At 72.6% G+C, this 25,139-nt stretch carries 22 protein-coding genes and 2 pseudogenes; 11 read left to right on the forward strand and 13 right to left on the reverse strand.

Annotated elements, in window-relative coordinates; all coding sequences use genetic code 11:
• Window positions 1-104: 104 nt before the first annotated feature.
• Entirely contained in the window at window positions 105-1,007 is a 903-nt protein-coding gene (locus ACQEVS_RS27745) for an NAD-dependent epimerase/dehydratase family protein (RefSeq protein ID WP_433027959.1), read from the reverse strand.
• Here ACQEVS_RS27745 and ACQEVS_RS27750 point away from each other — a divergent pair.
• From ACQEVS_RS27750 to ACQEVS_RS27760, 3 genes are all read left to right on the forward strand, one after another.
• Window positions 951-1,469, forward strand: coding sequence for a hypothetical protein (locus tag ACQEVS_RS27750; protein WP_433028199.1), 519 nt, complete (start codon window positions 951-953; stop codon window positions 1,467-1,469). The two genes, ACQEVS_RS27745 and ACQEVS_RS27750, sit on opposite strands and share 57 nt — an antisense overlap.
• 55 nt (window positions 1,470-1,524) lie before the next feature.
• Window positions 1,525-1,857: an MMPL family transporter gene (locus ACQEVS_RS27755; RefSeq protein ID WP_433027962.1), complete on the forward strand. Its 333-nt coding sequence runs from the start codon at window positions 1,525-1,527 to the stop codon at window positions 1,855-1,857.
• A 371-nt stretch (window positions 1,858-2,228) separates the two neighbouring features.
• Window positions 2,229-2,576, forward strand: coding sequence for a hypothetical protein (locus tag ACQEVS_RS27760; RefSeq protein ID WP_433024640.1), 348 nt, complete (start codon window positions 2,229-2,231; stop codon window positions 2,574-2,576).
• Window positions 2,577-2,709: 133 nt separating this feature from the next.
• Here ACQEVS_RS27760 and ACQEVS_RS27765 read toward each other — a convergent pair whose 3' ends face one another.
• The 3 genes from ACQEVS_RS27765 to ACQEVS_RS27775 form a co-directional block, all read right to left on the reverse strand.
• Window positions 2,710-3,855, reverse strand: a complete 1,146-nt coding sequence (locus ACQEVS_RS27765) for a MalY/PatB family protein (RefSeq protein WP_433024642.1) — start codon at window positions 3,853-3,855, stop codon at window positions 2,710-2,712.
• A 201-nt stretch (window positions 3,856-4,056) separates the two neighbouring features.
• Entirely contained in the window at window positions 4,057-5,034 is a 978-nt protein-coding gene (locus ACQEVS_RS27770; protein WP_433024644.1) for an aldo/keto reductase, read from the reverse strand.
• A gap of 13 nt (window positions 5,035-5,047) precedes the next feature.
• Complete coding sequence (locus ACQEVS_RS27775) at window positions 5,048-6,010, reverse strand: alpha/beta hydrolase (protein ID WP_433024646.1); 963 nt, start codon at window positions 6,008-6,010, stop codon at window positions 5,048-5,050.
• A 131-nt stretch (window positions 6,011-6,141) separates the two neighbouring features.
• On the opposite strand from ACQEVS_RS27775, the gene ACQEVS_RS27780 reads away from it, so the two are divergent.
• Complete coding sequence (locus tag ACQEVS_RS27780; RefSeq protein ID WP_433024648.1) at window positions 6,142-6,795, forward strand: TetR/AcrR family transcriptional regulator; 654 nt, start codon at window positions 6,142-6,144, stop codon at window positions 6,793-6,795.
• Window positions 6,796-7,131: 336 nt separating this feature from the next.
• On the opposite strand, the gene ACQEVS_RS27785 is transcribed toward ACQEVS_RS27780, so the two are convergent.
• From ACQEVS_RS27785 to ACQEVS_RS27800, 4 genes are all read right to left on the reverse strand, one after another.
• Complete coding sequence (locus ACQEVS_RS27785) at window positions 7,132-7,398, reverse strand: GlsB/YeaQ/YmgE family stress response membrane protein (protein WP_433024650.1); 267 nt, start codon at window positions 7,396-7,398, stop codon at window positions 7,132-7,134.
• 713 nt (window positions 7,399-8,111) lie between these two features.
• Complete coding sequence (locus tag ACQEVS_RS27790; protein ID WP_433024652.1) at window positions 8,112-8,381, reverse strand: DUF6255 family natural product biosynthesis protein; 270 nt, start codon at window positions 8,379-8,381, stop codon at window positions 8,112-8,114.
• Window positions 8,378-8,548: a hypothetical protein gene (locus ACQEVS_RS27795; protein WP_433024654.1), complete on the reverse strand. Its 171-nt coding sequence runs from the start codon at window positions 8,546-8,548 to the stop codon at window positions 8,378-8,380. The genes ACQEVS_RS27790 and ACQEVS_RS27795 overlap by 4 nt, the downstream gene beginning before the upstream one ends.
• Window positions 8,545-8,763, reverse strand: coding sequence for a hypothetical protein (locus ACQEVS_RS27800; protein WP_433024656.1), 219 nt, complete (start codon window positions 8,761-8,763; stop codon window positions 8,545-8,547). Before ACQEVS_RS27800 ends, ACQEVS_RS27795 begins: the two co-directional genes overlap by 4 nt.
• Window positions 8,764-8,878: 115 nt before the next feature.
• Here ACQEVS_RS27800 and ACQEVS_RS27805 point away from each other — a divergent pair, with 115 nt between their 5' ends.
• Complete coding sequence (locus tag ACQEVS_RS27805) at window positions 8,879-9,694, forward strand: helix-turn-helix domain-containing protein (protein ID WP_433024658.1); 816 nt, start codon at window positions 8,879-8,881, stop codon at window positions 9,692-9,694.
• Entirely contained in the window at window positions 9,691-9,903 is a 213-nt protein-coding gene (locus ACQEVS_RS27810; RefSeq protein ID WP_433024660.1) for a DUF397 domain-containing protein, read from the forward strand. Before ACQEVS_RS27805 ends, ACQEVS_RS27810 begins: the two co-directional genes overlap by 4 nt.
• A gap of 90 nt (window positions 9,904-9,993) precedes the next feature.
• On the opposite strand, the gene ACQEVS_RS27815 is transcribed toward ACQEVS_RS27810, so the two are convergent.
• Window positions 9,994-14,196: an SDR family NAD(P)-dependent oxidoreductase gene (locus ACQEVS_RS27815; protein ID WP_433024662.1), complete on the reverse strand. Its 4,203-nt coding sequence runs from the start codon at window positions 14,194-14,196 to the stop codon at window positions 9,994-9,996.
• Window positions 14,197-14,297: 101 nt separating this feature from the next.
• Window positions 14,298-17,471 (reverse strand): annotated as a pseudogene (locus ACQEVS_RS27820) (type I polyketide synthase); the annotation flags it as partial.
• A gap of 151 nt (window positions 17,472-17,622) precedes the next feature.
• Here ACQEVS_RS27820 and ACQEVS_RS27825 point away from each other — a divergent pair.
• Together ACQEVS_RS27825 and ACQEVS_RS27830 are read left to right on the forward strand one after the other, a co-directional pair.
• Window positions 17,623-18,651 (forward strand): 3-oxoacyl-ACP synthase III family protein, encoded by a 1,029-nt coding sequence (locus ACQEVS_RS27825; protein ID WP_433024664.1) that lies wholly within the window; start codon window positions 17,623-17,625, stop codon window positions 18,649-18,651.
• 602 nt (window positions 18,652-19,253) lie between these two features.
• The gene (locus ACQEVS_RS27830) at window positions 19,254-19,700 is read left to right on the forward strand and encodes a hypothetical protein (protein WP_433024666.1); all 447 of its coding nucleotides are present in this window, start codon (window positions 19,254-19,256) and stop codon (window positions 19,698-19,700) included.
• Between the two features lie 97 nt (window positions 19,701-19,797).
• Here ACQEVS_RS27830 and ACQEVS_RS27835 read toward each other — a convergent pair whose 3' ends face one another.
• A complete protein-coding gene (locus ACQEVS_RS27835; RefSeq protein ID WP_433027964.1) occupies window positions 19,798-20,211 on the reverse strand; it encodes a nuclear transport factor 2 family protein in 414 nt (137 codons plus the stop codon).
• A gap of 110 nt (window positions 20,212-20,321) precedes the next feature.
• Between ACQEVS_RS27835 and ACQEVS_RS27840 the strand changes: the two genes are divergently transcribed.
• Together ACQEVS_RS27840 and ACQEVS_RS27845 are read left to right on the forward strand one after the other, a co-directional pair.
• Window positions 20,322-20,891 (forward strand): PadR family transcriptional regulator, encoded by a 570-nt coding sequence (locus ACQEVS_RS27840; RefSeq protein ID WP_433024669.1) that lies wholly within the window; start codon window positions 20,322-20,324, stop codon window positions 20,889-20,891.
• A 758-nt stretch (window positions 20,892-21,649) separates the two neighbouring features.
• Window positions 21,650-22,896 (forward strand): annotated as a pseudogene (locus ACQEVS_RS27845) (glycosyltransferase).
• Window positions 22,897-22,965: 69 nt separating this feature from the next.
• On the opposite strand, the gene ACQEVS_RS27850 reads toward ACQEVS_RS27845, so the two are convergent.
• The gene (locus ACQEVS_RS27850) at window positions 22,966-23,481 is read right to left on the reverse strand and encodes a hypothetical protein (protein ID WP_433024671.1); all 516 of its coding nucleotides are present in this window, start codon (window positions 23,479-23,481) and stop codon (window positions 22,966-22,968) included.
• Between the two features lie 377 nt (window positions 23,482-23,858).
• On the opposite strand from ACQEVS_RS27850, the gene ACQEVS_RS27855 reads away from it, so the two are divergent.
• Window positions 23,859-24,467 carry a GNAT family N-acetyltransferase gene (locus ACQEVS_RS27855; protein WP_433024673.1) on the forward strand — a complete coding sequence of 203 codons (609 nt, stop codon included), beginning with the start codon at window positions 23,859-23,861 and terminating at the stop codon, window positions 24,465-24,467.
• 66 nt (window positions 24,468-24,533) lie between these two features.
• Here the strand turns inward: ACQEVS_RS27855 and ACQEVS_RS27860 are convergent, their stop codons facing one another.
• A complete protein-coding gene (locus ACQEVS_RS27860; RefSeq protein WP_433024675.1) occupies window positions 24,534-24,968 on the reverse strand; it encodes a VOC family protein in 435 nt (144 codons plus the stop codon).
• Window positions 24,969-25,139: the final 171 nt, after the last annotated feature.

Below are 25,139 nucleotides of genomic sequence, written 5' to 3' on the forward strand. Positions count from 1 at the left end.
ACGAAACGGGTGCCCAATGGTGCCATCCGGCCGGGTGAGCGGCCGGAGCCGGCCCCTCCGACCGGCCGCTCCGACCGGGCCGACCGGCCGGCGGCGGCGCGGGACTACCCGAGCTCGTGTCCGAGGCGGAGCGCGGGCGCGGTGAAGGCGTCCCGGAGGGACAGGGCCGGGCTGAAGCCGAGCTCGCGCCGGCTCCTTTCGAGGCCGCTCCCGAGGCCGCAGGTCCAGTCGCCGTGGCTCATCTCCCGGGCCTTGTCCCGGTTGAGGGCCGGTACGCGGTCGCGGACGAGGAGTTCGGAGACGGCGGCCACGGCATGGACCAAGGGCATCGGCACCGGGAGCAGGACGGGGTGTGGCAGCCGGGCCGCCTCCGCCAGCGTGGAACAGATGTCGCGCCAGGTGTACCGGGCGCCGTCGCTGATGACGTAGACGCCGGCGTCAGGGGCGGGGGCGGGGGCGGGACCGGCCTCGGCATCGGCATCGGCCTCGGCGTCGGGGCCGGCATCGCGGTCGCCGGAGCCGACGACGGTGCCGCGTTCGGCGGCGGCCAGCAGCGCGCCGCACAGGTCGTCGACGTGGACGGCGCTGTAGACGCGGGGGCCGAGACCCGCCTTGAGAGCCAGGCCCACCCGCAGCATGGGCAGCAGGGCGGGCACCAGCGCGGGGTCGCCGGGACCGTAGACGATGCCGGGGCGCAGGATCACGGCGGGCAGCCGGGGGGCGTGGGCCCGGACGGCGGCCTCGCCGGCGTGTTTGCTGCGCCCGTAGTGGGAGATCGGGCCCGACGGGCGGCCGGAGGGACCGGCGGGTCCGGCGGCGGCCAGTGAGGAGCACAGTACGAGCCGGGGCGGTCGGGGCAGGGCGGCGAGCGCGGCGCTCAGGCGGCGGGTGCCGCCGTGGTTGACGTCGTCGAAGCCCGCCGCGGTGCGGCTGAACAGCGTGGCGGCCAAGTGGACGACGCGCTCGGCGCCCTGGACCGCCTCCTCGATCCCGGCGCCGGTGGCCAGGTCGCCGGTGACGACGTGGACGCCGAGCCCGGCGAGGGCGTCGGCGCGCCGGTCACACTTCTGCTGTCCGTGCTGGCCCTGCCGTTCCTCGGCGCCCGGTTCGGCACCTTCGACGACCGTGTGCTCCCGCCGTCCGCCCCGGCCGCTCAGGCGACCCAGGAGCTGCGCCGGGACTTCGACGTCCGCGGCAGCGTCGCGGCCACCACCGTCGTGCTGCCCGAACTCCGCCTCAAGCCGCCCGGGAGCCCGGCGGACAGCCCGCCCGGCGGCTCCGCGGCCGCCCGCCTGGCCGACTACGCGCGCCGCCTGTCCGCCGTCGACGGCGTGCTGCGGGTGGACACCGCCACCGGCGGCTACGACCACGGTCACCCGACCACGGCCGACCCCGCGGCCCCGGCCTCCGCCGCCACGCCCACACCCCCGAGGCGGCACTGTTCGCCGGCCCCGCCGGCACCTGGCTGAACGTCACCACCGCGCACGAGCCCTACTCCTCGCCAACGCCCGTCTGGCCGACCGCCTGCGGGGGCTCCCCGCCCCTGGCCGCGTGCTGCTCGGCGGCCCCGGCGCGCAACTGGCCGACGTCCGGCACGCGATCAAGGACACCCTGCCCTGGGTGCTCGCCCTGACCGGCCTGGTCACCACCACCCTGGTGATGGCCCTGACACGCAGTCCCCTGCTGGCCGTCAAGGCGCTCGTGATGAACACCCTCAGTCTCGGCGCCGGCTTCGGCCTGCTCGTGTACGTCTTCCAGGACGGCCATCTGCGGTGGCTGGGGGGCGACTTCACCGTCACCGGCGGGATCGATGCCGAGACACCCGTCCTGATCGGCGCCCCCACTTCTCCGGGGTGAGCGGCCCCCTCGCCCGCGCTCTCGTGCCTCGACGTCCCGTCGGGCAACACCCCTGCGCGCGGCGCTACTTGACCGTGGCCGGGCGTCATCCGGCACTGCGGGCGGTTCGGGGAACGCGCGGCGGGACGGCTCCCGCAGTGCCGCGGTCTGCCGCTCCCTCACTGGCGTGATGCCCGGGTCCACCCGGGACGGCCGGGTGGCCCGGCGGTGTGCCTCGACCGCGAGGCGGCGCCGTCACACGGTGTCCGGCGTTCTCCTCCCGGCACGGCGGGTGGGGCCCACCCCGACTCTTATGGCTCGAAGTGTCCCTTGTGAGACATCCGACCGCCTGCTTAGCGTGGCATGGAAACCAACGAAGGGTCGTGATAAGGATGTTCAGGATCAACAGAAAGACCGTCGCGAGCGCTGCCGCCGCGCTCACCCTCGCCGCCACCGGTGTGCTCGCCGGCACCGGCTCCGCCGCGGCGGACGGAGTGTATGACACCTGCACATCCGGTAGGGCCTGCATCTGGTTTGCGCAGGGGGTCTACGCGGGCAAGGTGTGGGTCTTCGAAGGGTGCGGCTACCACACCCTCAATGACAAGTTCAAGTGGGCCGAGGCCCACGGCAACCCCTTCAAGATCTTCTACAACAACGGCTCCACGGACACGGTGAACCGCTGGCAGGCCCGGAGCCTGGACGGAGTCAACGTGGCCAACCACGTGGAGATCTACTGCTGAACCCCCGTATCCAGGCCACCGCGGTCTTCTCCGGCGGGCGAGGGCTGCCGGCCCCTCTCGCGGATGTGCTCGAGCTCCCTGCAGGGCACGGCCTCGCGTGGGCGTCCGCGACCGGTTCGCCCGGAGGGCGCGGTCAGGCCGTGGCCTCGCGCATACGGCCCAGGATGTCCCGCAGGAGGCCCGGTGACGTACCGAAGTTGAGCCTGACGAAGCCCTCGCCGCCGGGACCGAAGGTCCGGCCGTCATTCAGCAGGACACGGGCCTTCTCCAGAAAGAACGTGTGCGGGTCGGTGGGGAGGTCGAGGGCGCGACAGTCCAGCCAGGCGAGAAAGCCGGCCTCCGGGACGCGGTAGCCGATGCCGCACGGCAGCTCCTCACGCACCAGCGCGGCGTTCCGGCCCAGGACCGCCCGCAGCTGTGACAGCCAGGAGTCACCGTCCCGCCAGGCCGCCAAGGTGGCTGCCACGCCGAAGGTGTTGGGCTCGCCGTACAGGTGGGTCGGGCCCGCCAGGGCCGCGCGCACGTCGGCCGGGCCGACGTGGGCGACGGCGCAGCGCACCCCCGGCACGTTGAACGCCTTGGTCGCGGAGGTCAGGGTCACCGTCCGGGCGGCCGTCTCGGACGACAGGGAGGCGAAGGGGATGTGCCGGTGCGGGCTGTGCACGAGGTCGGAATGGATCTCGTCGGATACGACCAGCAGGTCGTGGCGCCGGGCCAGTTCGGCGACCGTCTCCAGTTCCTGGCGGCGCAGCACACGCCCGGTCGGGTTGTGCGGGTTCACCAGCAGCAGCACTCGGCAGCCGCCGTCGGCCAGCTCCCGGTCGAGCCGTTCGGTGTCGAAGACCCAGCCTTCGTCCTGAAGGACGTACGGGACGGGGTGCGGGCGCCGCTCCATGCCCTTCACCGTTTCCAGGAAGGGCGGGTACGCCGGAGTGTGCAGGGCGACGCCGTCGCCGGGGCGCGTGGCGACGCGCAGGACGGCCTGGAGCCCCTGGTTGATGTCGGTGAACTCCCGGACGTGGCCGGGGTCGAGCACCCAGCCGTGGCGTTCGCGCATGCGCTCGGCGAAGGCGGCCCGCAGGGGGATCCGCTCGGGGCGCCCGTCCCACGAGGGGTATCCCAGGTCCTCCCGCACACACCGCATGAGGGCCTCCCGCACGGCGGGGGCCGGCGGGAAGTCCATCTCCGCGATCCATGCCGGCAGCACACCCGGCTCGGCCCGGCTCCACTTCACTCCGGGGCGACGGGCCAACGTTGAGAGGTCAAGGTCGTCGAACATGGCTGCTCCTGTCCTTCAGGGGCCGGTGAAGGTGAGTGTGGTCAGCGACTACGCGACAGGATGGGGCCGGCCGGCAGGCGGGTGGTGCCCGTGGTCGTCGTACGTGGCGATCGTCGCGAGGACGGTGAGCGCAAGGCCCGCGACGTCGTTCCGAGCGGTGATCGCGCACGGGGTGGTTTCGTCATCGGGGCGCTTCTCTCTTCATTGGTCGATCATGGCGATGCCGTGGTCGCCGTATCGGGCCCCTTGGGCCCCGGTGTCGGGGACGGCGGCGTCGATGGCGGCGAGGTCGGCGGCGGTCAGGCGCAGGTCGAGGGCGGCCAGGTTGTCGCGCAGATGGGGGCGGCGGGAGCTGCCGGGGATGGGGATGACGTCGTTGCCGCGGGTGAGGAGCCAGGCGAGGGCGACCTGCGCGGGGGTGGCGTTCTTGGTGGCGGCGAGGTGGGTGATGGCGTCGACGATGGCCAGGTTGGCCTTGAGGGCGTCGCCGTTGTAGCGGGGGGCGGTGGCGCGGAAGTCGCCGGGTTCGTAGCGCGTCGTGGCGCGGACGGCCCCGGTGAGCAGGCCGCGGCCGAGAGGGCTGTAGGCGATCAGGGTGGCGCCGAGGCCGCGGATCGTGGGCAGGATGTCGTGTTCGACATGGCGTTCCCACAGCGAGTACTCGGTCTGGACGGCGCTGATCGGGTGGACGGCGTGGGCGCGGCGGAGGGTGGCGGCCGAGACTTCGGACAGGCCGATGTGGCCTGCCTTGCCCTGGGCGACCAGGTCGGCCAGGGCACCGACGGACTCCTCGACGGGGACGGCGGGGTCGACGCGGGCGAGGTAGTACAGGTCGATGTGATCGGTGCGCAGCCGGCGCAGCGAGGCTTCGCAGGCCCGCCGCAGATCGCGTGGTGAGCCGGCGGGGACCAGACCTTCGGCGGTGCGGCGGACTCCGGCCTTGGTGGCCAGCACGACGCGGTCGCGGTGCGGTGCGAGGGTCTTGCCGAGGAGCTCCTCGTTCGCTCCGTCGCCGTAGAAGTCGCCGGTGTCGAACATGGTGACGCCCGAATCGAGGGCCTCCAGCAGGGTGGCCGAGGACTCGGGCGGGTCAGTGGGGCCGTAGATGCCGGTCATGCTCATGCAGCCGAGGCCGAGTCGGGAGACCGCCGGGCCGTCAGGTCCAAGAGTGGAAAGCATTGTTTCTCCTCCGTCACTTCGCCAGGGCCGCGCGGAGGAACGCGAGGATCTCCGCCCGGGCGGCTTCGGCCTGTGGTTCCATGCCGGGCAGGGTGAGGAACGCGTGCTGTGCTCCCGGGTATTCGGTGAGCCGCACGGGGGTCCCCGCCGCGCGCAGCCGCTCGGCGTAGCGGCGGCCGTGGTCGGCGACCGCGTCCCGGGTGGGCACCACCACGAGCGCCGGGGCGAGCCGGCTCAGGTCGTCCGCGTACAGCGGCGAGACCGGGCCGGCGTCGGCTCCCGGCGGCACGGCGAGCCGCTGGATGAGCCGCAGTTGCGGCAGGGCCCGGGTCGGGCTGTACGCGTACTCGGCGATCGAGGGATGGTCGAACATCGTCCCGGTCGCGTCGACCACGGAGTTGACCAGCACCTGCGCCTTGATCTCCAGGCCGGCTTCCCTGGCCCGGATGGCCGTCAGCGCGCTGATCAGCGCGCCGCAGCTCTCCCCGAAGACGGCCGCGCGCGCAGGGTCGACACCCCACTGCGCGGCGTGCCGCAGCACGTGCCGGAGTACGTCCCAGCCGTCGTCGGCGGCGTTGGCGAGCGGGCTGCCGGGGGCGAGGAGGCGGTGCTCGACCGAGACGACGAGGGCGGGCAGTCCCACGGCGAGGCGGCTGTTGGTCCAGTCGCACTGCGCCGCCGTGCCCACGAAGCCGCCTCCATGGACATGGACCACGAGTGGCAGACCGGTTCGGGCTGCGGCTTCACCGTCTCCCGTCGGCGCCGGCCGGTAGACCCGGACCGGTAGGTCGCGGCCGGGCAGTGCCACCTGCCGCCAGCCGATCGCGGCGCCGGCGTCCGGCTCTCCGAGGATCGCCCGCGCCGCGCCGGAGGCCCGCCGGCGGTTCTCCGCGTCGCGGTAGGCGCGCAGTTCCTCGGCCGTGATCGCCGAGAAGTTCGGCTCCGGCGGCCGTATCGCGGCAGTGGTCTCACTCATGCGTCCCTCTCCCCTCCCGGCCGGATGCCGGGTGTGTCGTTGTGGCCGGACAGTGCATCGCCCTCATTATGCACGCGGTGCGTGCATCACCAAGTGCATGAGTTAGGCTGAGTCCGGACGAGAGGGGCGAGATGACTGGCCGACGGCGATGGTCGACCGAGGAGATCCTGGACACGGCGGCGGAACTGCTGCGCACGGGCGACGCCGAGTCGTTCAGCGTGCGCAAACTCGCCGCGGCGCTCGGGACCGACTCCTCCAGCCTCTACCGGCACTTCCGCAACAAGACCGAACTGCTGCGCGCGGTCGCCGACCGGATTCTGCTGGCCGCCATGGACGGCTACCGCCCCGACGGCGACTGGAAGCAGCGCATCACCGCCCTCGCCCTACGCCTTCGCGAGGCATTCGGCGAGCAACCCCAACTCGCCACAGTGTGGGGACGCTACGCGTCCGGCGGCACCGGATCCCGACTGGTCATGGAGGAACTGCTGCAGGCCCTGCGCGCGTCCGGCCTGCCCGACGAGGAGATCCCGGCGCGCTACCACCGCATCGTGATCCTCCTCGCCGCGCTGATCGCCTCCGAGGCCGGCATCAGCACCATCACGCCCAAGGAGTACGAACAGGCCATGGAGCAGTTCCGCGTCGCCGTGCTCGGCGCCGACCCCGAACGCTTCCCCGCCCTGGCCCACTTCGCCCGCGACATCCGCCCCCTCGGCGCAGACCGCCCCGCCGCGTTCGAGGAGATACTCGCCGCCCAACTCGCCCACATCGAGGCCCGGATCCCCTGACATGCCGGACGACCCGTGTCGCCTTCGGCCGGCCGTGGTGGCCGGCCCGGCCGCCTACTACCTCGGCAAGGGCATGGGCGTCGGAAGCGCGCCGGCCTGTACACGGTGATCGAACAGCACATTGTCGCGAACACCGTTTAAGGCGTCCCCTTCGGGACGCCCGACAAGCTCACCGTCAACGACCGCCAGGCGCGCGCAGCGGGTCACCGCACCGCCCCGGCGGGGGCGGTGCGGTGGTGGGTGACGGCCGCCGCCCGGCACGAGACCGGTGTTGACCAGTGCATCACCCTCGGCTACTTGTCACCTGGTTCGCCGTTCGTTGACGGCACCCCTGATTCAGCGCGACCGCTGCCCGGTGAAGAGGCGGTACAGCAGGAGCACGATCACCGAGCCGACGACCGCGGCGATCCACGTCGAGAGGTGGAAGAAGCCGTTGATGGAGTGCACGCCGAAGATCACCTTGCCGAGCCAGCCGCCGAGCAGACCGCCGACGATGCCGATGAGCATCGTGACGAGGCAGCCACCCGGGTCCTTGCCCGGCGTGAGTGCCTTGGCGATGGCGCCCGCGATGAGGCCGATGAGAATCCAGGCGATGATGCCCACGGTGTGCGTCCTTTGCTGTAAGTGTGCTGTAGGGGCCCGGTGGGGGTTCCACCGAGGCTGCCCGCCGGTCGCTCCGCGCGGACGACCGGTGACGTACGGATATCCGTTCGAGATCACTTCACGCAGGACCTAGGTCCCGTTTCCTCCTTCTGGCCCATCCGCCGACCGGACCGGCCGACGGGTCGGATGGCGGGTACCCAGCGTCTCGGCCCGCACCGCTCGCCACCCTCCCCGCGACCACGGCGTCGGCCGGGGCGTCATCCGCACGGCCGTCACGGACCTCCTGCCCGAGCACCCCGTCGGCTCCGACGACGCCCAGGCCGCGGAGGTGCCGGTCACCCTCGACAGGCCCGGCACGTCGTACGGCGGGGCCAGGGCTGTACCGGCGCGTCACCGCCGCCCCCGCCGTGCACCGCCGGCTCCTCGCCCTCTGCCGACCGCTCGACGGCGGCCAGGGCGCCCCGGCTTTCCCGGCCCGGCGCACGGCCCGCCGCGAGTACGAGAACCGCGTCAGCACGCTCACGCCCTGACCGTGACTGTTCTCGGCGCCAACCGCTGTACCGATGTCCCCCGACGCCGGTTGCCGTTGATGCCCGCTACGACGCCGCACCGAGCAGAACAGCGTCGTCGTCGCGTTCTACCTCCACCCTGGCCGCGGCACTCGTCACTCTCCGCATGCTGGTCTGCCACGACGCTGTTCACTACCGCTGGGGTCAGTGGCCCACGACGCGCCGCCTCAAGTGATCCATCTTCCGGTCGGTCTCACCCCGGGCCGGGATCGCGCCCGGCGTCGCGACCTGGGCCCGGGGGCCGCCCCGGGGCCGGTACGGGCCCGCCGCCCGGTACTCCCGGGCCGGCCACCACAGGGCCGCGTAGTCCGGGAAACGGCGCACCCCGCACGCGGTGCAGACGATCGCGTGCCCGGAATCCGTCCAACCGGCCGCAGGGTGGCGGCAGTTGGCGGCCGGCGTCGGTTCCCTCACGCGTGTGTCGCCCTCTGGTGGCGGCCCATCTCGACCGTCAGCGCGACGGCCGTCTTGCGGTCGCCCGCCTGCGACGCCGCGTAGTACGCGGCCTTGATGCGCGCACACTCCGCACAGCGCGCGCTGTACGCCTGCCCCGCCCCGGCGGGGTGGGCGGGCGCCGTCATCGCTTCCCCCCGTAGCGCGCCCGCGCGGCCGCCGGCAGCGACCGGATGCTCTCCGGCATCGCGTGCCACTCGATCCCGCCTCCCGGCGGCCGGAGTTGGTACAGCGACCACCGGTGGTCCATGACCTCGCCGACGCGTTTCCGGGCGGCGTCCCACACGAGTTCGCCGATCAGGGGTGCGTAGATTTCGCGAGCGTGTTCGGGGGTACAGGCCATGGGGGGAAACCTCTCGGTGTTCACTGTCCGTGCCTCTAGAGTCGCCTTGCGCTTGTGCGCTGAACAGACGGGTGGCTTGGACGTGCTTGATCGTCCACCGATCTAGGGGGTTGACGTGCACACGGATGAGGGTGAGGGGCCGAACACTCCGCTGGAGCACTTCGGTGAGGAAGTACGCCTGGAGCGGGATCGGTTGGGGATCTCTCGGCACGACTTGGGCAAGGAGGCGTTCTGCGGGTACTCGCTCGTCGCGAAGATCGAATCGGGGGACCGGGTTCCGTCGCCGGAGTTCGGCGAGGCATGTGACCGGCTGTTCCCGGACGCGCACGGGCGCTTCTCGCGCCTCGCGGCCTTCGTGCTCAGATGCGAATTCCCGGAAGCCTTCCGGCAGTACGTGCGCCTGGAAGGAGTCGCGGCGGTCATCAAGCGGTTCCATCTCACTCTCGTCCCGGGGATCATGCAGACGGAGGAATACGCTCGGGCGATCATGGCGACTGGCCGGAGTCGGAACCCCGAGGAGCTTGTCGCTGCGCGCATGGAGCGACAGCGAATCCTCACGCGTGACCACCCGCCGCAGCTGTGGATCATCCTCGAACATTCGGTGTTGCGCCGGATGATCGGAGGGCCGGATGTCATGCGGGGGCAGCTTGAGAGGCTTCTGGAGCTGGAGGCCACACCACCGCATGTCTTGCAAATCCTGCCGGAGGCGCAGGGCGTCTACCACGGGTGCTGCTCACCGTTCGGTCTGTTGTGCTTCGATGAGGGCGCCGACGTGGCGCACGTGGACGGGGTCCCCAGGGGCTATTTGCTCAGCGACCCGAAGGACGTAGCCCGGGCGCAACAGTCTTTCGAGCTTCTGATGGCGACGGCGCTCTCGCCGTATGACTCATACCGTCTGGTCGAAAAAGAGCTGAAGGAGCGCTATTCATGAGAGGTGCGCCGCGAATACCCAACACCAAGTGGCGTAAGTCCAGTTACAGCAACGAAGACGCCCAAGAATGCGTCGAAGTAGCACGCCGCGCCGACGGCGCCGTCCCCGTCCGCGACAGCAAACGGCCCTCCGGGCCGCACCTCGCCCTCCCGGCCCCCGCCTGGTCCGCCTTCCTTGAAGCCGTCAGAGGGCGGGCGTTGAGCGGGTGAGGGGGCGAGTCCCAGCGTCTTCGAGTCCGGTGGCCGCGACCGCTGCCGCAGCAGCGTCCGCGTAACCGAGCCGGATGGCCGGCGCGTGGTTCATCCGCCGCGCGCGGTCAGACGCTGGTGGACGAGCCGGGCGATATGCGTGAGCGTGCCGCCGCTGTTGAGGAGTTCGGCGGGTGTGAGGTGGATGTCGAAGTACTCGCGGGAGCGTACGAGGAATTCGGCGACCATGAGGGAGTCGATGCCCACCTCGGTCAATTGCCGGTCGGGGGTGAGCTCGGCGGGGTCGGTGCGCAGGATGGCGGCGAGCTGGTGGCCCAGGAGGTCGGTGATGGCGCGGACGGCTTCGTCGGGTGGCATGCCGGCCAGCGCGCGGAGGGTCTCTTCGCGCCGGTCGTCCAGGACGTCCGCGTGGGCGGGCATGACCAGGGAGAACCGCGGGGCCGACAGGGTGGGCAGCACGCGGCGCGCCCGGGACCAGGTGAACGTGCTGATGCCGGCCACGTCCATGCCGGCCGCGAGGGCGTTTGACGCGGCCTGGAGCGCGAGGCCGGGTGCCACGGGTTCCATGCCCACCGCGGCCAGGGTCTCGTGCAGGTCGTTGCGGGCCACGTAGCCGGTTTCGGCGATGGCTCCCCAGGCGACGGCCGCGGCGGGACGTCCCGTGTGCCGGCGGGCGCGGGCGAGGGCCTCCAGGTAGCTGTTGCCGGCGGCGTAGGCGGCCTGGTGCGGGTTCCCCACGCGTGCGGACATCGACGAGTGGAGGAGGAAGAGGTCGAGTTCCCGGTCGGCGGTCAGCTGGTGCAGGACGGCGGCGCCGGCCGCCTTGACCGATAGGACCGCGGCGAACCGTTCGTCGGTGAGGTCGGTGAAGGCGGCGTCGTCCAGGTGCATGGCGCAGTGGGCCACCCCGCGCAGGGGGTGGCCCGTGGCGTCCACCGCGGCGATCACTTCCCGCACGGCCGCTTCGTCGGTGACGTCGGCGGCGTACGGGGTGGCGGTGGCGCCGCGACGTGCCAGCCGGTCGAGGACCGCTGCCGCTTCGGGCGCGGTCTCGCCGCGGCGGCTGACGAGGGCGAGGTGGCGGGCGCCGAGGTCCGTGAGCCACGCGGCCGTCGCCGCGCCGAATCCGCCGAGTCCGCCGGTGACGAGGTAGGTGCCTTCCGGGTCCAGGGCGGGGGGAACGAGGGTGGGGCGGACGGGCACGGGCTCGTCCGAGGGGTCGAAGCGGACGACGACCTTTCCGGTGTGCCGGGAGTGCTGGAGGAGCCGGAACGCCTCGTGGACGCGGGCGGCGGGGTAGGCGACGTGGGGCAGCGGCCGGTAGTCGCCCGCACGGATCCTCCGTGCGATCTCGGCGACGTGGGGTCGCGAGGACCGGGGGTCGGCGGTGAGGCCGGCGAGATCCACGCCGAAGTAGGCGAGGTTGCGGAGGAAGGGGCGCTGGGGGAGGTGCTTGTCCTCCAGCATGTCGCGTTTGCCCAGTTCGATGAAGCGGCCGCCCGGGCGCAGGAGTTCCAGGCTGTGGGCGATGGCCTGGCCGCTGAGCGAGTTGACGACCACGTCGACACCGCGGCCGCCCGTCAGCTCCCTGACACGGGGGACGAAGTCCAGGGTGCGGGAGTCGAGGACGTGGTCGGCGCCGAGGGCCGCCACCAGGTCGCGCTTGGCCTCGCTGCCCGCCGTGGCGATGACCTCGGCGCCGGTGAGGCGGGCGTACTGCAGGGTGGCCAGGCCGATCCCGCCGGCGCCGCCGTGGACCAGCACGGTCTCCCCGGGGGCGAGACGGGCCAGGTGGGAGAGGCTGTAGTGGACGGTACCGAAGACGACGGGCAGGGTCGCCGCATCGGTGAACCCCATGCCGTCCGGAATGCGCATGAGAGCCCGGGCGTCGACGACGACGTGCGAGGCGAGCGCCGAAGCGCAGAGACCGAAAACCCTGTCGCCCGGCGCCCACGTGGTGACACCGGGCCCCGTCGCGGTGACGGTGCCCGAGCATTCCAGCCCCAGTCCGTGTTCCGAGGGGGTGCCTTCGACGACCTCGGAGGGCAGCAGGCCGTTGGCCTGCAAGGTGTCACGGTAGTTGAGGCCCACGGCCTCGACGGCGACCGTGACCTGCCCTGGCCCGGGACGCGGCAGGGGGTGCCGGGTCCAGACGAACCGGTAGGACAGCCCCGGATCGCGCACCGACAGAACGAAGCCGTCCGTCGGGCCGGAGGCGGAAGCGGCAGAAGGAGGGTCAAGGGGTGCGGAGTCGGGAGCGGGAGCCGGCCGGTCGGGTGTGGGCGGCTCGCTCGCGGGGTGTTCGGTTTCCCGGGGGACGAAGCGGCCCTCACGGGTGAGGACGATCTCGTCCTCGTCGTCGGGGCCGAGCAGCTCGTGGGCCAGGCGCAGGGCGTCGGCGGACGCGTCGTCGCCGCGATCGAGGCTGATCCGGCGGATGTTCAGGTCGGGCCGCTCGTTGGCGAGGACCCGGGCCGCTCCCCAGACGGGCGCGTCGCCCGGATGGGCGGGCCGTTCGGGAGCGGGCAGCAGCCCGGTGGGGCGCGTGACGAGCCACGTCCTGGTCTGTGTGGCACCGGGGAGCCGGTCCCGGGCCGCGACGAGGGACCGCAGCGCGGCCGCGCGGCGTGTGGTGCGCGCGACGACGCGTTCGGGGTCCTCCTCGGGTTCGGCGAACAGCAGCACCGTGACGGCCGTATGGGCGTTCCGCGGAAGCACGTCCCCGACCGCGTCGAGCGTGGTGACGGTGGCGTCTCCGAGGAGCGCCGCCAGGTCGCGGGCCGGCTGCTCCTCGGACGGGTCCTCGGCGGCGATCGTCCAGACGGTGTCGGGCGCCGGTTCCGGCAGGGCGGGAGGCACGGCCGTCCGGCCGTCGGCGGCTGCGACGAGGACGGAGAAGGCGCTGTGCCACGGGCCTTCCTCGCCCCCGGCCCGGGCGACATCGGTGAACCCGCATCGCCGGAGCAAGGGCGGCCACTGCTCGCGGTCCAGCAACACGCAGTCCGGGCGCAGTTCGCGGTCGGAGCGGTTCCAGAAAGTGTCGAGGGTTCCGAAGACCGTGGCGAGCATGAGCGTGTCGTGCGCCTCCGCGGCGAGCAGCCGGCCGTCCGGCGCGAGCAACCGCCTGACATGGTGCAGGGCGGTGGCCAGGTCCGCCGCGGTGTGCAGGGCGTTGGCGGCCAGGACGACGTCGAAGGCGTTCTCGGGCAGGCCCTGCTCTGCGGCGGGGGCGTTGAGGTCGAAGGTGCGGTACTCGACGAAGTCGTAGTCGGTGAACCGGTGTTCGGCGGGGGTCAGGAAGGACGTCGAGACATCCGTGAAGGTGTAGTGGGTGCGGTCGGCCGGGAGCACGGGGAGCACGGTGGCGGTGAGTCCGCCGGTCCCGGCGCCGATCTCCAGGATCCGCAGCGGGCGGCCGGCCGGCCGGAGCCGGACGATCTCCTCCAGGAGGATGCGGGTCAGGACGTTGGTGAACCGGGAGTGCGCGCCGAGTTCGTAGAACTGCCGGAAGCGGACCGTGTCGGAGGACAGGAGCTCCACGGGGTCGTCGGTCCCGCGCAGGATGCCGGGCATGTGGTGCAGGTGGCGGGCGACGAGCCCGTTCTCGACGCTGCCGGCGGGGTGGCCGGCGAGGAGTTCCCGCAGGGGTTCGGCAAGGGGGCCGGGTGCGGTCAGCAGTTGCCACCGCCCGTCGGGGTGGGAGCGTGCGAGCCCCTGTTCTTCGAGGAGCGGGAGGGTGGTCCTGACGAGCCGGCGGTGCTGGGGCAGCAGTCCCGCTTCGACCAGGTCCGGCACGGTGAACGGATCGGCGGGGTCCGCCAGGAAGCCCGCGAGGACGGCCGTGGAGCAGCGGGCGATGATGTCGCGGCGTTCCCTGACGGCCCGGTCGTGGCCGGCCTCCCGCCAGACGGCGGCCAGAGTCTCGGCCCGGGGAGCCGTCGCCGCGACGATGTCGACGGCTGGGGGCAGATGAGGTGCGTCGTCGCCGTCGTGGGCCCGGGGGGCGGCCCGCAGGACCGTCCGCTGCACGCTCAACGGCGTACGGCCGTCCGGCATCCGGCGCAGGCGGAACCGTTCGACCTCCACGGCGACCGTGCCGTCCTCGTCCATGACCGTGATGTCCCAGCACACCTCGGGCTCGACCGCGCCGCGCTCGCGTACGTGGACGAGACCGGACGGGCCGGGTGCCCGCCACACGCGGATGCCCGAAAGACCGCACGGCAGGTAGGGGGCTCCCGTCGTGGCGCGGTCCCGCAGCAGCGGGGCACCGGCCTGGAAGGCGGCGTCCAGCACCGGGGGAACACCTCGTAGTCGTCGTCCGGGCCCTCGTACCGGTACGAGGCGAGCGTCTCCCCGTTCCCGACGCACAGTTCGCGCAGCAGCCGGAACGCCGGCCCGTAGGCGATTCCCGCGGCCCGGCAGGCCGCGTAGTGGGTGTCGGCGTCGGTCGTCTCCGGGCAGCGGGACCTCACCTCCTCCGGCGCGGTGGCTGCCGGGGGCCGGCCGAGCAGGGCGCGCACCCGGGCCCGGACCACCGGATGGCATTCACGGCCGCCGCCCTCGCTGGTGCCGATGACCAGGGCTCCGTCGTCGCACGACACCGTCGTCTGCACGCGCATGTCACCGGGGTCCGGCCAGGGGACGGCCAACGGCCGCGTGATCTCCAGGTGCCGTACCTCCGCCGGGCCCTCCAGGCTCCGCCGCCCGGCCGCCAGGGCCATGTCGACGTATCCGGCCGCGGGCACCACCACGGCCTTGTCGAGGCGGTGGTCGCCGAGCCAGGGCACCAGCTGGGGTTCGATGGTGTTCTCCCACAACCGGTGCGGGCCCGGCAGCCGTTCCCCGAGGAGGGGGTGGTCACAGCGGCCCGTGCCGCTGCTGCGGATCCAGTCGGCCGGCGTGCCGTTCCAGTGCCGTTGGCGCTGCCAGGGGTACGACGGCAGGTCGACCACCCGGCCGGGGCGCGGGAAGTGGACGGGCCAGTCGACGTCCGCGCCGGCCGCGACGAGGGCGGCGACGGCGGCGGCGACGGCCCTCGGCCCGTCTGCGCCGCGGTGGAGGGTGGGCACGCGGACGGCTTCCGTGCGGCGCAGGTAGGGGCACAGGACGGGGTGCGGGCCGATCTCGACGAGGATGCCCGCCCCGTGCCGCAGGGCGTGGGCGGTCGCCTCGGCGAAGCGGACCGGTTCGCGGACGTTGCGCCACCAGTACTCGGCGGTCAGTTCCTCGCCGGGGAGGAGCGTTCCGGTGACGGCGGAGAAGAAGGGGATGTGTCCGGCGGCGGGGGCCAGCCCGGCCAGGGCCGAGCACAGGGGGTCGGCCACGGGGTCCATGGCACGGCTGTGGAACGCGTAGTCGAGGCCGAGGTCGCTGAAGTAGACGCCCCGGGCGGTCAGTTCGGCGCCCAGCGCGGCCAGCGCTTCGGGGTATCCCGCGACCGTGACGTCGCGGTCGCTGTTGATGCCGGCCAGTTCGAGGGCGCCCCCGTGGCGGGCCAGCTCTTCGCGGGCCGCTTCCTCGGGAAGCCCGACGGCCGCCATCCGGCCGCGTCCCGCGGTCGGGGCCTGCGCGCGGCCCCGCTCCGCGATGACCAGGGCGGCCTGTTCCAGGCTGAGCACCCCGGCCGCGTGGGCGGCGGCCACCTCGCCGACGCTGTGCCCGAGGACCGCCCGCGGGGCCAGGCCGTGCGCGGCGAGGACGGCCGCCAGCCCCCGCTGGACGGTGAACAGCAGCGGCTGCACGACCTCCGTACGGTCCCACCGGGACGCGTCGGGGCAGGTGAGCTCGCTCGCCACCGACCAGCCCAGCTGCCCGGCGAGGGCGGCGTCCGTCTCCTCGACGGCCGTGCGGAACACGGGGTCGGAGGCCAACAGGTCGGCGGCCATGCCGGGCCACTGGGAGCCGTTGCCGGAGAACACGTACACCACACCGGTCCGTTCCGGCACGCGCCCGGTGGCTCCCGCGGCCGGTTCCCCGGCCAGGAGCCGGTCCAGTTCCCCGGCCGCCTCCTGGGCGTTGTCGGCCAGGACGACGGCGCGGTGCGGATGGAGTGTGCGGCGGCGGGTGGCGGTGTGGGCCAGGTCGTAGAAGTCCTCGGGGCCGCTCTCCCTGATCCGTGCGGCCATCCGGGCCGCCGCTTCCCTCAGCGCCTTGGCGGAGCCGGCCGAGACCGTGACCGGAAGCCGCCTCGCGGGCCCGGCGACCGGCTCGGCGGGAGGGGGCGCGGGCGGCAGGGTGAGCACGGCGTGGGCGTTGGCACCGCCGAAACCGAAGGAGTTGACGCCTACGGCCGCTCGGGCGTGCAGGGCGAGGGCGACGGGTTCGACGGTCGGCGCAAGGCCCAGGCCGTCGAAGTCGATGTCGGGATTGAGGGGGTGCGCGTGCAGGGACTTCGGGGCCGTGCCGTGCTTCAGCACGAGCAGCGCCTTGAACAGTCCCGCCATGCCGGAAGCGGGTTCCAGGTGGCCCAGGTTCGACTTGACCGAGCCGATCGGCAGGGGCCCGTCGCGGCGGAGCCGTCCCAGGGCGCGGCCGACGGCGCCGGCCTCGGCCGGGTCTCCGACGAGGGTGCCGGTGCCGTGCGCCTCGAAGTAGACCAGGTCGTCGGGGGCCACGCCACTTTGCTCGTACACCTCGCGCAGCAGCGCCTCCTGGGCTCGGGAACTGGGCAGCGCCAGGCCCATGGTGCGGCCGTCGCAGTTGCTTCCGGTGCCGGCGATCACCGCGTGGATCCGGTCGCCGTCGGCGACGGCGTCGGCCAGCCGTTTGAGGACGACGACGCCGCCGCCCTCGGCCCGTACGAAGCCGTCCGCCTCGGCGGAGAACGCGGCGCACCGGCCGCGCCGCGACAGCATCCCGGCGGCGGAGAAGCCGACGAAGCCGTCGGGGGCCACCAGGATGTTGACGCCACCGGCGATGGCGATGCGGCCCGTGCCCTCCTTGCCATGCTTGCTGGCCGCGCCGTCCGCGCCGTCCGTACCCTCCGTCCCGTCCGACAGGTGGCGGCAGGCGCGGTCCAGGGCCACCAGGGCGGAGGAGCAGGCGGTGTCGATCACCATGCTCGGGCCGCGCAGGTCCAGGCGGTGCGAGAGGCGGTTGGCGACGACCGACAGGGCGCCCCCGCTCACGTTGTAGGGGGTCACGGCGTTCCTGAGACGGGACTGGAGCCGGGCGTAGCCGTTGTCGGACACGCCGACGAAGACCGAGGCGGGCGTCCCGGCCGGCGACCGGGCCGGGATGCCCGCGTCGTCCAGTGCCTCGACCGCCAACTCCAGGAACAGGCGCTGCTGGGGATCCATGCACGCCGCCTCGACCGGGGCGATGCCGAAGTACCCGGCGTCGAACCCGGCGATGTCGGGAAGGAAGCCGCCTGCCGCCGTGTAACTCCGGCCCGCCCGCTGGGGCCCGGGGTCCACCCAACGTGCCACGGGCAAGCGGTCCTCCGGCATCTCGCCGATCAAGTCCCGTCCCAGCATTAGGGCTTCCCACAGCTCGGCCAGGTTCGCCAGTCCTCCCGGCAGACGGCAGCCGACGCCGATCACGGCGATCCGCCGGTCCCTCTTCCCCATCCCGGCAGCCCCCTTGCGAGTCCGGATCCCCAGACATCCTTCCCAAAGGGAGCACAGCCATCTATCCGTACATCAATGCCGTACTTACTTCGTTCAAGCGAAAAATGAGATGATGCATTGGTTTTCTCCCTCCCGTTCGTACGGTGACGGGGTGCAATCCCTCACGCGTGCCCGACTGCTGGCCACCGCTGTTCACCTCCCTTCCCGGTACCGCACCATGGGCGAGGCGCGGGCCCGCATCGCCGCGGCGGGCAGCGCCTTCACACCGCCCGTCGGTCTGCTGGAGGACCTCACCGGCGTACGCGGCGTCCACGAGAAGGCCGGGCAAGAGCAGGCGTCCGATCTCGCCGTGGCCGCCGCCGACAAGGCCCTCCACGCCGCGGGAGCGGCCATCGGCGATGTGGACCTGTTGCTGTTCGCCTCCTGCTGCCAGGACCTCGTCGAACCCGCCACCGCGCACGTCGTCGCCTCCAAACTCGGCGCCGCGTGCCCGGTCTTCGACGTGAAGAACGCCTGCAACAGCGTCCTCAACGGCATCGAGATCGCCTCCGCATTCATCGAACTCGGCCGGTACCGGACGGTCCTGATCGCCTGTGGCGAGGCCCCCACCCTGTACGCCCGCTGGAACGTCCCCGACCGCACGACGTTCCTCCGGGCCCTGCTCGGGTACACCCTGTCCGACGCGGGCGCCGCCCTCCTGCTCACCTCGGCCCCCGCGGCCGACGACGGACCCGGTGTGCTCGCCACCGCGTTCTTCGCCGACTCCGGCACGTGGCGCGCCTGCACCGTGAACGCGGGCGGCACCATGCACCCCCGCACGACCGATCCCGAGCACCTGTACGTCCACCTCCACGGCGACCTGCTCCGCGACGCCGCCCTCGGCACGCTGTCACTGGTCGGCGACCGCCTCGGGCCGGAGGCCGAAACCGCTCGCCGCAGCGCCTTCATCGCCTTTCACCAGACGACGTACCCGCAGTACCTGGAAGTCATCGAAACGCTCTGCCTGCCCCCCGACCGCTGCCTGCCCAGCGTGGTCGAGCACGGCAATGCCGCCTCCGCCTCCCTTCCCCTGCAACTGGTCACCGCCCTCGACAGCGACCGCGTCCAACCGGGCGACACCGTCGCCCTCATCGGCTTGGCCAGCGGTTTCAGCGCCGGGGTGGTCTTCATACGGCTGTGAGGAGGCCGCTCACATCCGAAACCAAGGAACAAACAGGGGTTTTCGGGCAGGGGCTGGCACTGGGAGTGGATGCGCGGCCGGCGGGTGCCGGTGAACTTCGTCGCGCTGAACGGGACCACGAAACCGGACGAACCGCACGCGCCCGTCCCGCCGTCCCTGGGGAGGCCCAAGCCGGACCAGGGGGAGCCGGACCCGGCCGAGTTCACCGGGGCGTACGCCTCCGACACGCCCTCCGCGTTCCTCGCGAACGGCGCGGCGCACTACGCGATGTGGGGCCGGCAGCTCGGCCGGAGCGCCGACACCATCGCCTCCGTCATGAACGGGCTCAAGGAACGCGAGCAACTCCCCGGCATGCTCCTCGTCGAACTCGGCTTCAACGACATCGGATGGCCCGGGGCAGGGGCCGACCTCGTCCCCACCATGAAACGTCTCATCGACAACGGCCGGACGGTCAACCCGAACGTGCGGATCGTCGTGGCCAACGTGCCCCACCGCACCACACTCGGCTCGGCCAACCCCCAACTGCCCCAGCGCACCACCGATTACCACACGGCACCCTCGCCAAGGCGGTCCCGACCTGGTCCACCGGCGCCTCCCCGATCGTGCTCGTCGACTTCGACGGGGCCTACGGCTGCGACCCGAACGCCACCACCTGCGCGTCCACCTACGACGGGCTGCACCCCAACGCGCTCGGCGAGTACCGCATCGCCCGCGCCTTCGGGACCGCCCTGCACGACCGGTTCGGCATCGGTGCCGAGGCCCCCAAGGAACCCGGGGCCGTCATGCCGTACGACATCGCCGCCCCGGAGACGCCGACGTTCGACGGCACCGGGCAGGGCGTGACCGTGACCTGGCCGAAGGTCTTCGGCGCGCACGACTACGACCCGCAGTGGCGCGACGTCACGAGCGACGCCGACGCCGCCTGGGAGCAGGTGATCCCCAGCCCGCCCGTCAACCGCTACGGCCTGTCCTGGCAGTTCAACGACCAGCCGCACGAGGGCCACACCTGCGAGGTGCGGGTACGTCCGCGACGCCCAGAGCGGCCATAATGTCGTCGAGAGCGCGCTCGAAGAGGGGCTCGAGGCCGGCGGGCGGGGTTGCACGGCGGGTTGCGCGGTCTGAACGCGTCGGGGTCGCTCGGGGGGCCTACCGGCCGGCATCCGCGACCAGGCCGGTGTGGACCGCCTCGCCGAGCGCGAGGACCGCCGACTGGGGACGGACCATGACGGTGAACTCCTTGATCCGGCCGTCCTCGTCGAAGTGCAGCAGGTCGATCCCGTGGATCTCCTTGCCGCCCGCCGTGGCGCGGAAGAGCAGCACCGCCGACGGGGCCGGGGTGCCGTCGGCGCTGGTGTGCGCGGTGCCCGTGTGGTCGCCGATGTAGCGGAAGTCCTGGAAGGTGCGCAGGAGGACGCCGAAGAGGCGGAGCACCATCGGTTTGCCCTCGAAGGGAGTGAACTTGACGGGGCTGTAGAAGCGGATGTCCTCGGTGAACAGGTCGTCCAGGGCCGCCAGGTCGCGGTTGTCGACGGCGGCGCGGAATCGTTCGGCGGTGGTCATGCCTGGCTCACGCTCCCGGTACTCATGAATGTGATTACTCATGTTCATGAGTACCATGCTCACGCGCCCCGCGACAGGGGCATCGGCGCGGAGACGGAGGAGGCGACCCGATGGCGCTACGGCACGCCGTGCTGGCGGCCCTGCTGGAGGGGGAACTCAGCGGGTACGAGCTGACCAAGGCGTTCGACCTCGGCGTGGCGAACTTCTGGCACGCCAAACCGCAGCAGGTCTACGCCGAGTTGAGCCGCCTGGAGAAGGACCGGCTCGTGGCGGGCCGGGAGGTGGTGCAGGAAACCCGCCCCACCAAGCGGCTCTTCAGGGTGACCGAGGACGGGCGCGCCGAACTGGAGGCGTTCGCGGCCGCTTCCGCGAAGCCCTCCTTCATCCGCGACGATCTGCTCGTCAAGGTCCAGGCCGCCGACGAGGTCGGCACCGACGCGCTGATCGTCCAACTCGCCGAGCGGGCCGCCTTCGCCCAAGCCAAGATCGATCTCTTCGGCCGACTGCTGGCCGGCATGCGCGGTGACCGCACGGAGGAGGACTTCCTCCGCCACGGCGACCGCGTCGGCCCGTACCTCACCTGCCTGCGCGGCCTCGCCTTCGAACAGGGCAACCGCGACTGGTGCGAGCGCACGATCACCGTCCTGCGGCAGCGGCGGGCGGATCGTTCGCGTCGCTGACCGGGCCGGATGTCGTCGCCGTCCTGTCGGGCAAGGTCGTCAAGCCGGGGTGCTTTGACGTGGGGGGCTTCAAGCCGGGGTGCTTCGAAGTCGGGACTCTTCAAGCCGGGGCACCTTGAAGTCGGGGACTCTTCGAGTCGGGGACGTCGACGTGCGGTCCCGGGCGTTCTCTCCCCTGCGGAAGCGGCGCGGACTTGGCCTTGCCGGTCCAGTTTCGCCTGCCTACGGTCTGGTCGTTCCCCCCGGCTTCGGGGCCGCCCGCCGTAGAAAGGCGTCACCACCCACGCACGCGATCCGCATGGAACAGCACGGCAGCCCCGAGCCGCGAAGGAGGCCGGCGCGGCCGGCGGGGCCCAGCGGACCGTGGCCGGCGAACTGCTGCGGCAGTGGCAGGAGCAGCTCGCCGCCGGCATCCGTCGCACGCGGGAGGCGGGCGACTTCGCGCCCGGGGCGGACGCAGACCGCGAGGCCGGCGGCCCTGCCAGCCGGCATCCAGGGCGGCGTGCTGATCCTCCTGACCACCGGCCACACCACTCACTTGGAGACCGCCCTCGACCTGGGGCTCGCTCGGCGGCGCGGGCCGGAGCACGGCTGACACTCGACAGCGACGCGCAGGGGGGAAGGGAATGAAGGCGTGGAGAAAGGACACTCCTCGCCACTCTCAACATATAACCCACCAGGGGGCTTGCGGCAAGACCCCTACCAGCCCCCACAATCAGCGGCCGAAGCCGGATCGAACGGACATGGGGGCCATGGACATGCGAGTGCTGCTCACGACATGGGGATCACGCGGGGACGTCGAACCGATCGCGGGACTGGCGGCCGCGGTGCGGGACATCGGTGGGGAGGCGCGCGTCTGTGCGCCGCCGGACAGGGAGTTCGCGGTGCTGCTGGAGCGGGCCGGGGCGCAGGTGGTGCCGATGGGGCCGGCGGTACGGCCGGTGGTGTCCGGCACCCGGCCGCCGACGCGCGAGGACGCGTTCCGGCTCGCCCCCGCGCTCGTCGCCGCCCGCTTCGAGGCGCTCACCGCGGCGGCCGAGGGCTGTGACGTCATCCTGGCCACCGGCCTGATGCCGGCGGGGGCGCGGGACGTGGCCGAAAAGCTCGGCATCGGCTACGTGTACGCGAGCTTGCACCTCTTCGGGCTGCCGTCGCCCCACTTCCGCCCCGGCGCGCGGCCCGGCACGCCGTCCCCGAGGGCGAGACCGACCTCCGCGTGCTCTGGCGGCAGGACGCCGAGCGCGTGAACGCCCTTTACGGCGAGGCGCTCGCCACCCACCGGGCGGCGCTCGGCCTGCCGCCCGTCGACAACGTCCGCGACCACGTCTTCACCGGCCGGCCGTGGCTCGCGGCGGACCCGACGCTGTGTCCGTCGGAGGGCATGACGGACTACGACCCCGTGCGGACGGGCCCGTGGATCCTGCCCGACGACCGCCCGCTCCCGGACGACCTGGAAAAATCCCTGGACGCGGGCGAGCCGCCGGTGTACGTGGGCTTCGGCAGCATGGCCGCGCACGCCCCGGAGGGCATCGCCCGGGTGGCCGTCGAGGCGTGCCGGGCGCGGGGGCGCCGCGTCCTCTTCGGCCGCGGCTGGGCCGGCCTGGCCGCGGTGGACGACGCCGACGACTGCTTCGTCGTCGGCGAGGTCAACCAGCAGGCGCTGTTCCGCCGGGTGGCCGCCGTCGTGCACCACGGCGGCGCGGGCACCACGACGACGGCGGCGCGGGCCGGAGCGCCGCAGGTGGTGGTTCCGCTGATCGCGGACCAGCCCTACTGGGGTGCCCGCGTCGCCGAGTTGGGCATCGGCGCGGTGCACGGCCACGGCGGGCCGGCACCGACCGCCGAGTCGCTGTCCGCCGCGCTCGACACGGCGCTGGCACCCGAAACCGGCGCGCGGGCGCGGGCGGTGGCGGGGACTGTCCGGGGGGACGGGGCTCGGGTGGCCGCCGAGTTGCTGCGGGAGGTGGCGGCCGGGCGGGGGCAGGGGGCGGCTGTGCCGGGGTGAGGGGGCCGTCGCGGCGGGGTGAGGGTGAGGGGGCCGGTCGTGCCCGGGGAGGGTGCCCGGGCCCCGACCTCACGTGTGGACGTCGAGCAGGTAGTTGCTGTTGATGACGAAGGTGACCAGGCCCGTCCCGGTGCCGAAGAGGCCCGTCCCGGAGTCGTTGGCCTGGCCGCCGGAGCCGCGTTCGGTGGCGTTGCCGGAGGCTCCGGGGTTGCCCCGGTCGAAGCGGCGGTCGATGGAGAAGCGGATGACCTGGCCGGTGTCCGACCGCTTGAGGCTGTCGGTGGTTCTCGTGGTGAAGAAGAGATCGCCACTGGCGGTCACCGAGCCGGAGATCGTCAGCACGGCCGGGAAGGACTGATCGGGCGTCGCACAGCGGAAGCCGCTGCCGCTCTTGCCGTCCACGGCGCCGTTGGCGGGGTGCACGTTCACGGTGATCGAACCCGCGCAGTTGACGGTCGCCAGCGGAGCGGGAGCGGCGCGGGCGGCGGCGGCGCCGCCCGCGGTGGCCGGCAGCGCGGCCGTGGCGGCCAGGAGCAGGGCCGCCGCGCCGGCGGCGGACCAACCACGTTTCGTCACAAGGGACATCACGGTCCTCCTTCACCCTGCGATGCGTACGGATGCGCACCGCCCGCCTCCGAGTGTGACGCCGGGGGAGTGGGGTGAACATCGCTCGTTCAGGTGACCGTCGGGGCCGGTGGCGAGGCCGGCGGCGGGTCGGGGCCCGGCAGCTCACCGAGCGGGCCGCTTCGGTGCGGTGAGCTCGACATAACGAGCCTGTGGCGGTGCGGTTTTCGTCGCCCTTGCCCCGCTCTTCCACCGTTTCCGCGGGAGGGCTCGTGCCTCGGGCGAAAGCGGCCTCGCCCGCTTGCCCTCAAGCACGCGACGGGGGTGATGCGTCGGCCCGTCCTGCGAAGTGGCACCCCCGTCCCAGCGACCAAGATCGCTGGATGCACAATGCACGTATGCCGATAACGAACACGCCGACGGCGGCGGTCATCGACGATGCCGATTCGATCAGCCGCTGTCTGGCCCGTGCCTTCGACGACGACCCGATGATGCGCTGGTTCTTCCCCGAGGAATCCTCGCGCGAGGCGTCGTTGACCGCCTACTTCTCGACGATTTTCAGCCGGCAGTACGTGCTCAACGGTGTGTGCGAGCGCACCGCGGACGCCGCCGCGTTTTGGGTGGCGCCGGAGGCGCAGGAGAAGGCTGTGCCTGATGCGGAGACCATTCAGGAGCTGGTGGCGCTGCTCGGGGACCGGGCCGGGCTGTTCGGCGAGGCCGTCGAGACGGCCGCCCGGCACACGCCCCAGGAGCCGCACTGGTCCCTGGCGTTGATCGGTGCCGACCCGGCCGTCCAGGGGCAGGGACAGGGGTCCGCCCTGCTGCGTTCCGGGCTGGCCAAGGCCGACGCCTCGGGCATGCCCACCTATCTGGAGTCCTCCAAGGAGTCCAACATCCCCGTCTACGAGCACTTCGGTTTCACCGTGCGCGAGGAGATGGTGCTGCCGGGCGGCGGGCCCACGCTGTGGGGCATGTGGCGTGAGCCACGCCGTCCTGCCGGCGTCTGAGCGGTAGTCGAGTACGCGGTACCCGAGTAGATAAGGGGATCCGCGTAGCCGGTGTCGGGCCCGCCGCTACGGGCGGACGTAGGGGCGGGTCATGATCTCCATGTTGTGGCCCGACGGGTCCTCGAAGTACGCGCCGCGGCCGCCGAACCAGCCGTTGACCCGGCCCGGTTCGGTGTGGTGCGGATCGGCGTAGTAGGTGACCCCCAGCGCCTCCAGCCGGTCGATCATGCCGTCGAACCCCTCCTCCGGCACGAGGAACGCGTAGTGCTGCGGCTGGATCGGCTCGTCGCGCTTCTCGCAGTAGTCGAGCGTCACCCCGTTGCCGAGGTCGACGGGGAGGAACGGGCCGAAGGGCGACCCGACTTCGAGACCCAGGATGCCGGCGAGGAACTCCGCCGACCGCCGGCGGTCCGCGGCGTAGATGGCGGTGTGGTTCAGCTGGATGACGGACGTGACGGGCTCGCCCCCGGGGGCGTGCGAGGGCTGCGGTGTGTTCGGCATGGGTGGTGTGTTTCTCCGTGTCTTGGATTCGCTGATGCGCGACGATGCGCGCATGGATGCGCGGTGGCGCCACAACAGGCGCCCGTGGAACGGAAGACGCGGAAAGGAAGGCGGGGCTCTCACCCGCCTCGCACTCACTCCGAGGCCGGGAACCCTGCTCGTGTATGGCAC

The sequence above is a fragment of the Streptomyces sp. CA-181903 genome, from assembly GCF_050937075.1.
Taxonomy (GTDB): Bacteria; Actinomycetota; Actinomycetes; order Streptomycetales; family Streptomycetaceae; genus Streptomyces.

Coding starts and splice junctions, on each gene's coding strand:
- ACQEVS_RS27760 (WP_433024640.1), top strand. CDS start 2,229: ATGTTCAGGATCAACAGAAAGACCGTCGCGAGCGCTGCCGCCGCGCTC.
- ACQEVS_RS27765 (WP_433024642.1), bottom strand. CDS start 3,855: ATGTTCGACGACCTTGACCTCTCAACGTTGGCCCGTCGCCCCGGAGTG.
- ACQEVS_RS27770 (WP_433024644.1), bottom strand. CDS start 5,034: ATGCTTTCCACTCTTGGACCTGACGGCCCGGCGGTCTCCCGACTCGGC.
- ACQEVS_RS27775 (WP_433024646.1), bottom strand. CDS start 6,010: ATGAGTGAGACCACTGCCGCGATACGGCCGCCGGAGCCGAACTTCTCG.
- ACQEVS_RS27780 (WP_433024648.1), top strand. CDS start 6,142: ATGACTGGCCGACGGCGATGGTCGACCGAGGAGATCCTGGACACGGCG.
- ACQEVS_RS27795 (WP_433024654.1), bottom strand. CDS start 8,548: ATGACGGCGCCCGCCCACCCCGCCGGGGCGGGGCAGGCGTACAGCGCG.
- ACQEVS_RS27800 (WP_433024656.1), bottom strand. CDS start 8,763: ATGGCCTGTACCCCCGAACACGCTCGCGAAATCTACGCACCCCTGATC.
- ACQEVS_RS27810 (WP_433024660.1), top strand. CDS start 9,691: ATGAGAGGTGCGCCGCGAATACCCAACACCAAGTGGCGTAAGTCCAGT.
- ACQEVS_RS27835 (WP_433027964.1), bottom strand. CDS start 20,211: ATGACCACCGCCGAACGATTCCGCGCCGCCGTCGACAACCGCGACCTG.
- ACQEVS_RS27840 (WP_433024669.1), top strand. CDS start 20,322: ATGGCGCTACGGCACGCCGTGCTGGCGGCCCTGCTGGAGGGGGAACTC.
- ACQEVS_RS27850 (WP_433024671.1), bottom strand. CDS start 23,481: ATGTCCCTTGTGACGAAACGTGGTTGGTCCGCCGCCGGCGCGGCGGCC.
- ACQEVS_RS27855 (WP_433024673.1), top strand. CDS start 23,859: ATGCCGATAACGAACACGCCGACGGCGGCGGTCATCGACGATGCCGAT.
- ACQEVS_RS27860 (WP_433024675.1), bottom strand. CDS start 24,968: ATGCCGAACACACCGCAGCCCTCGCACGCCCCCGGGGGCGAGCCCGTC.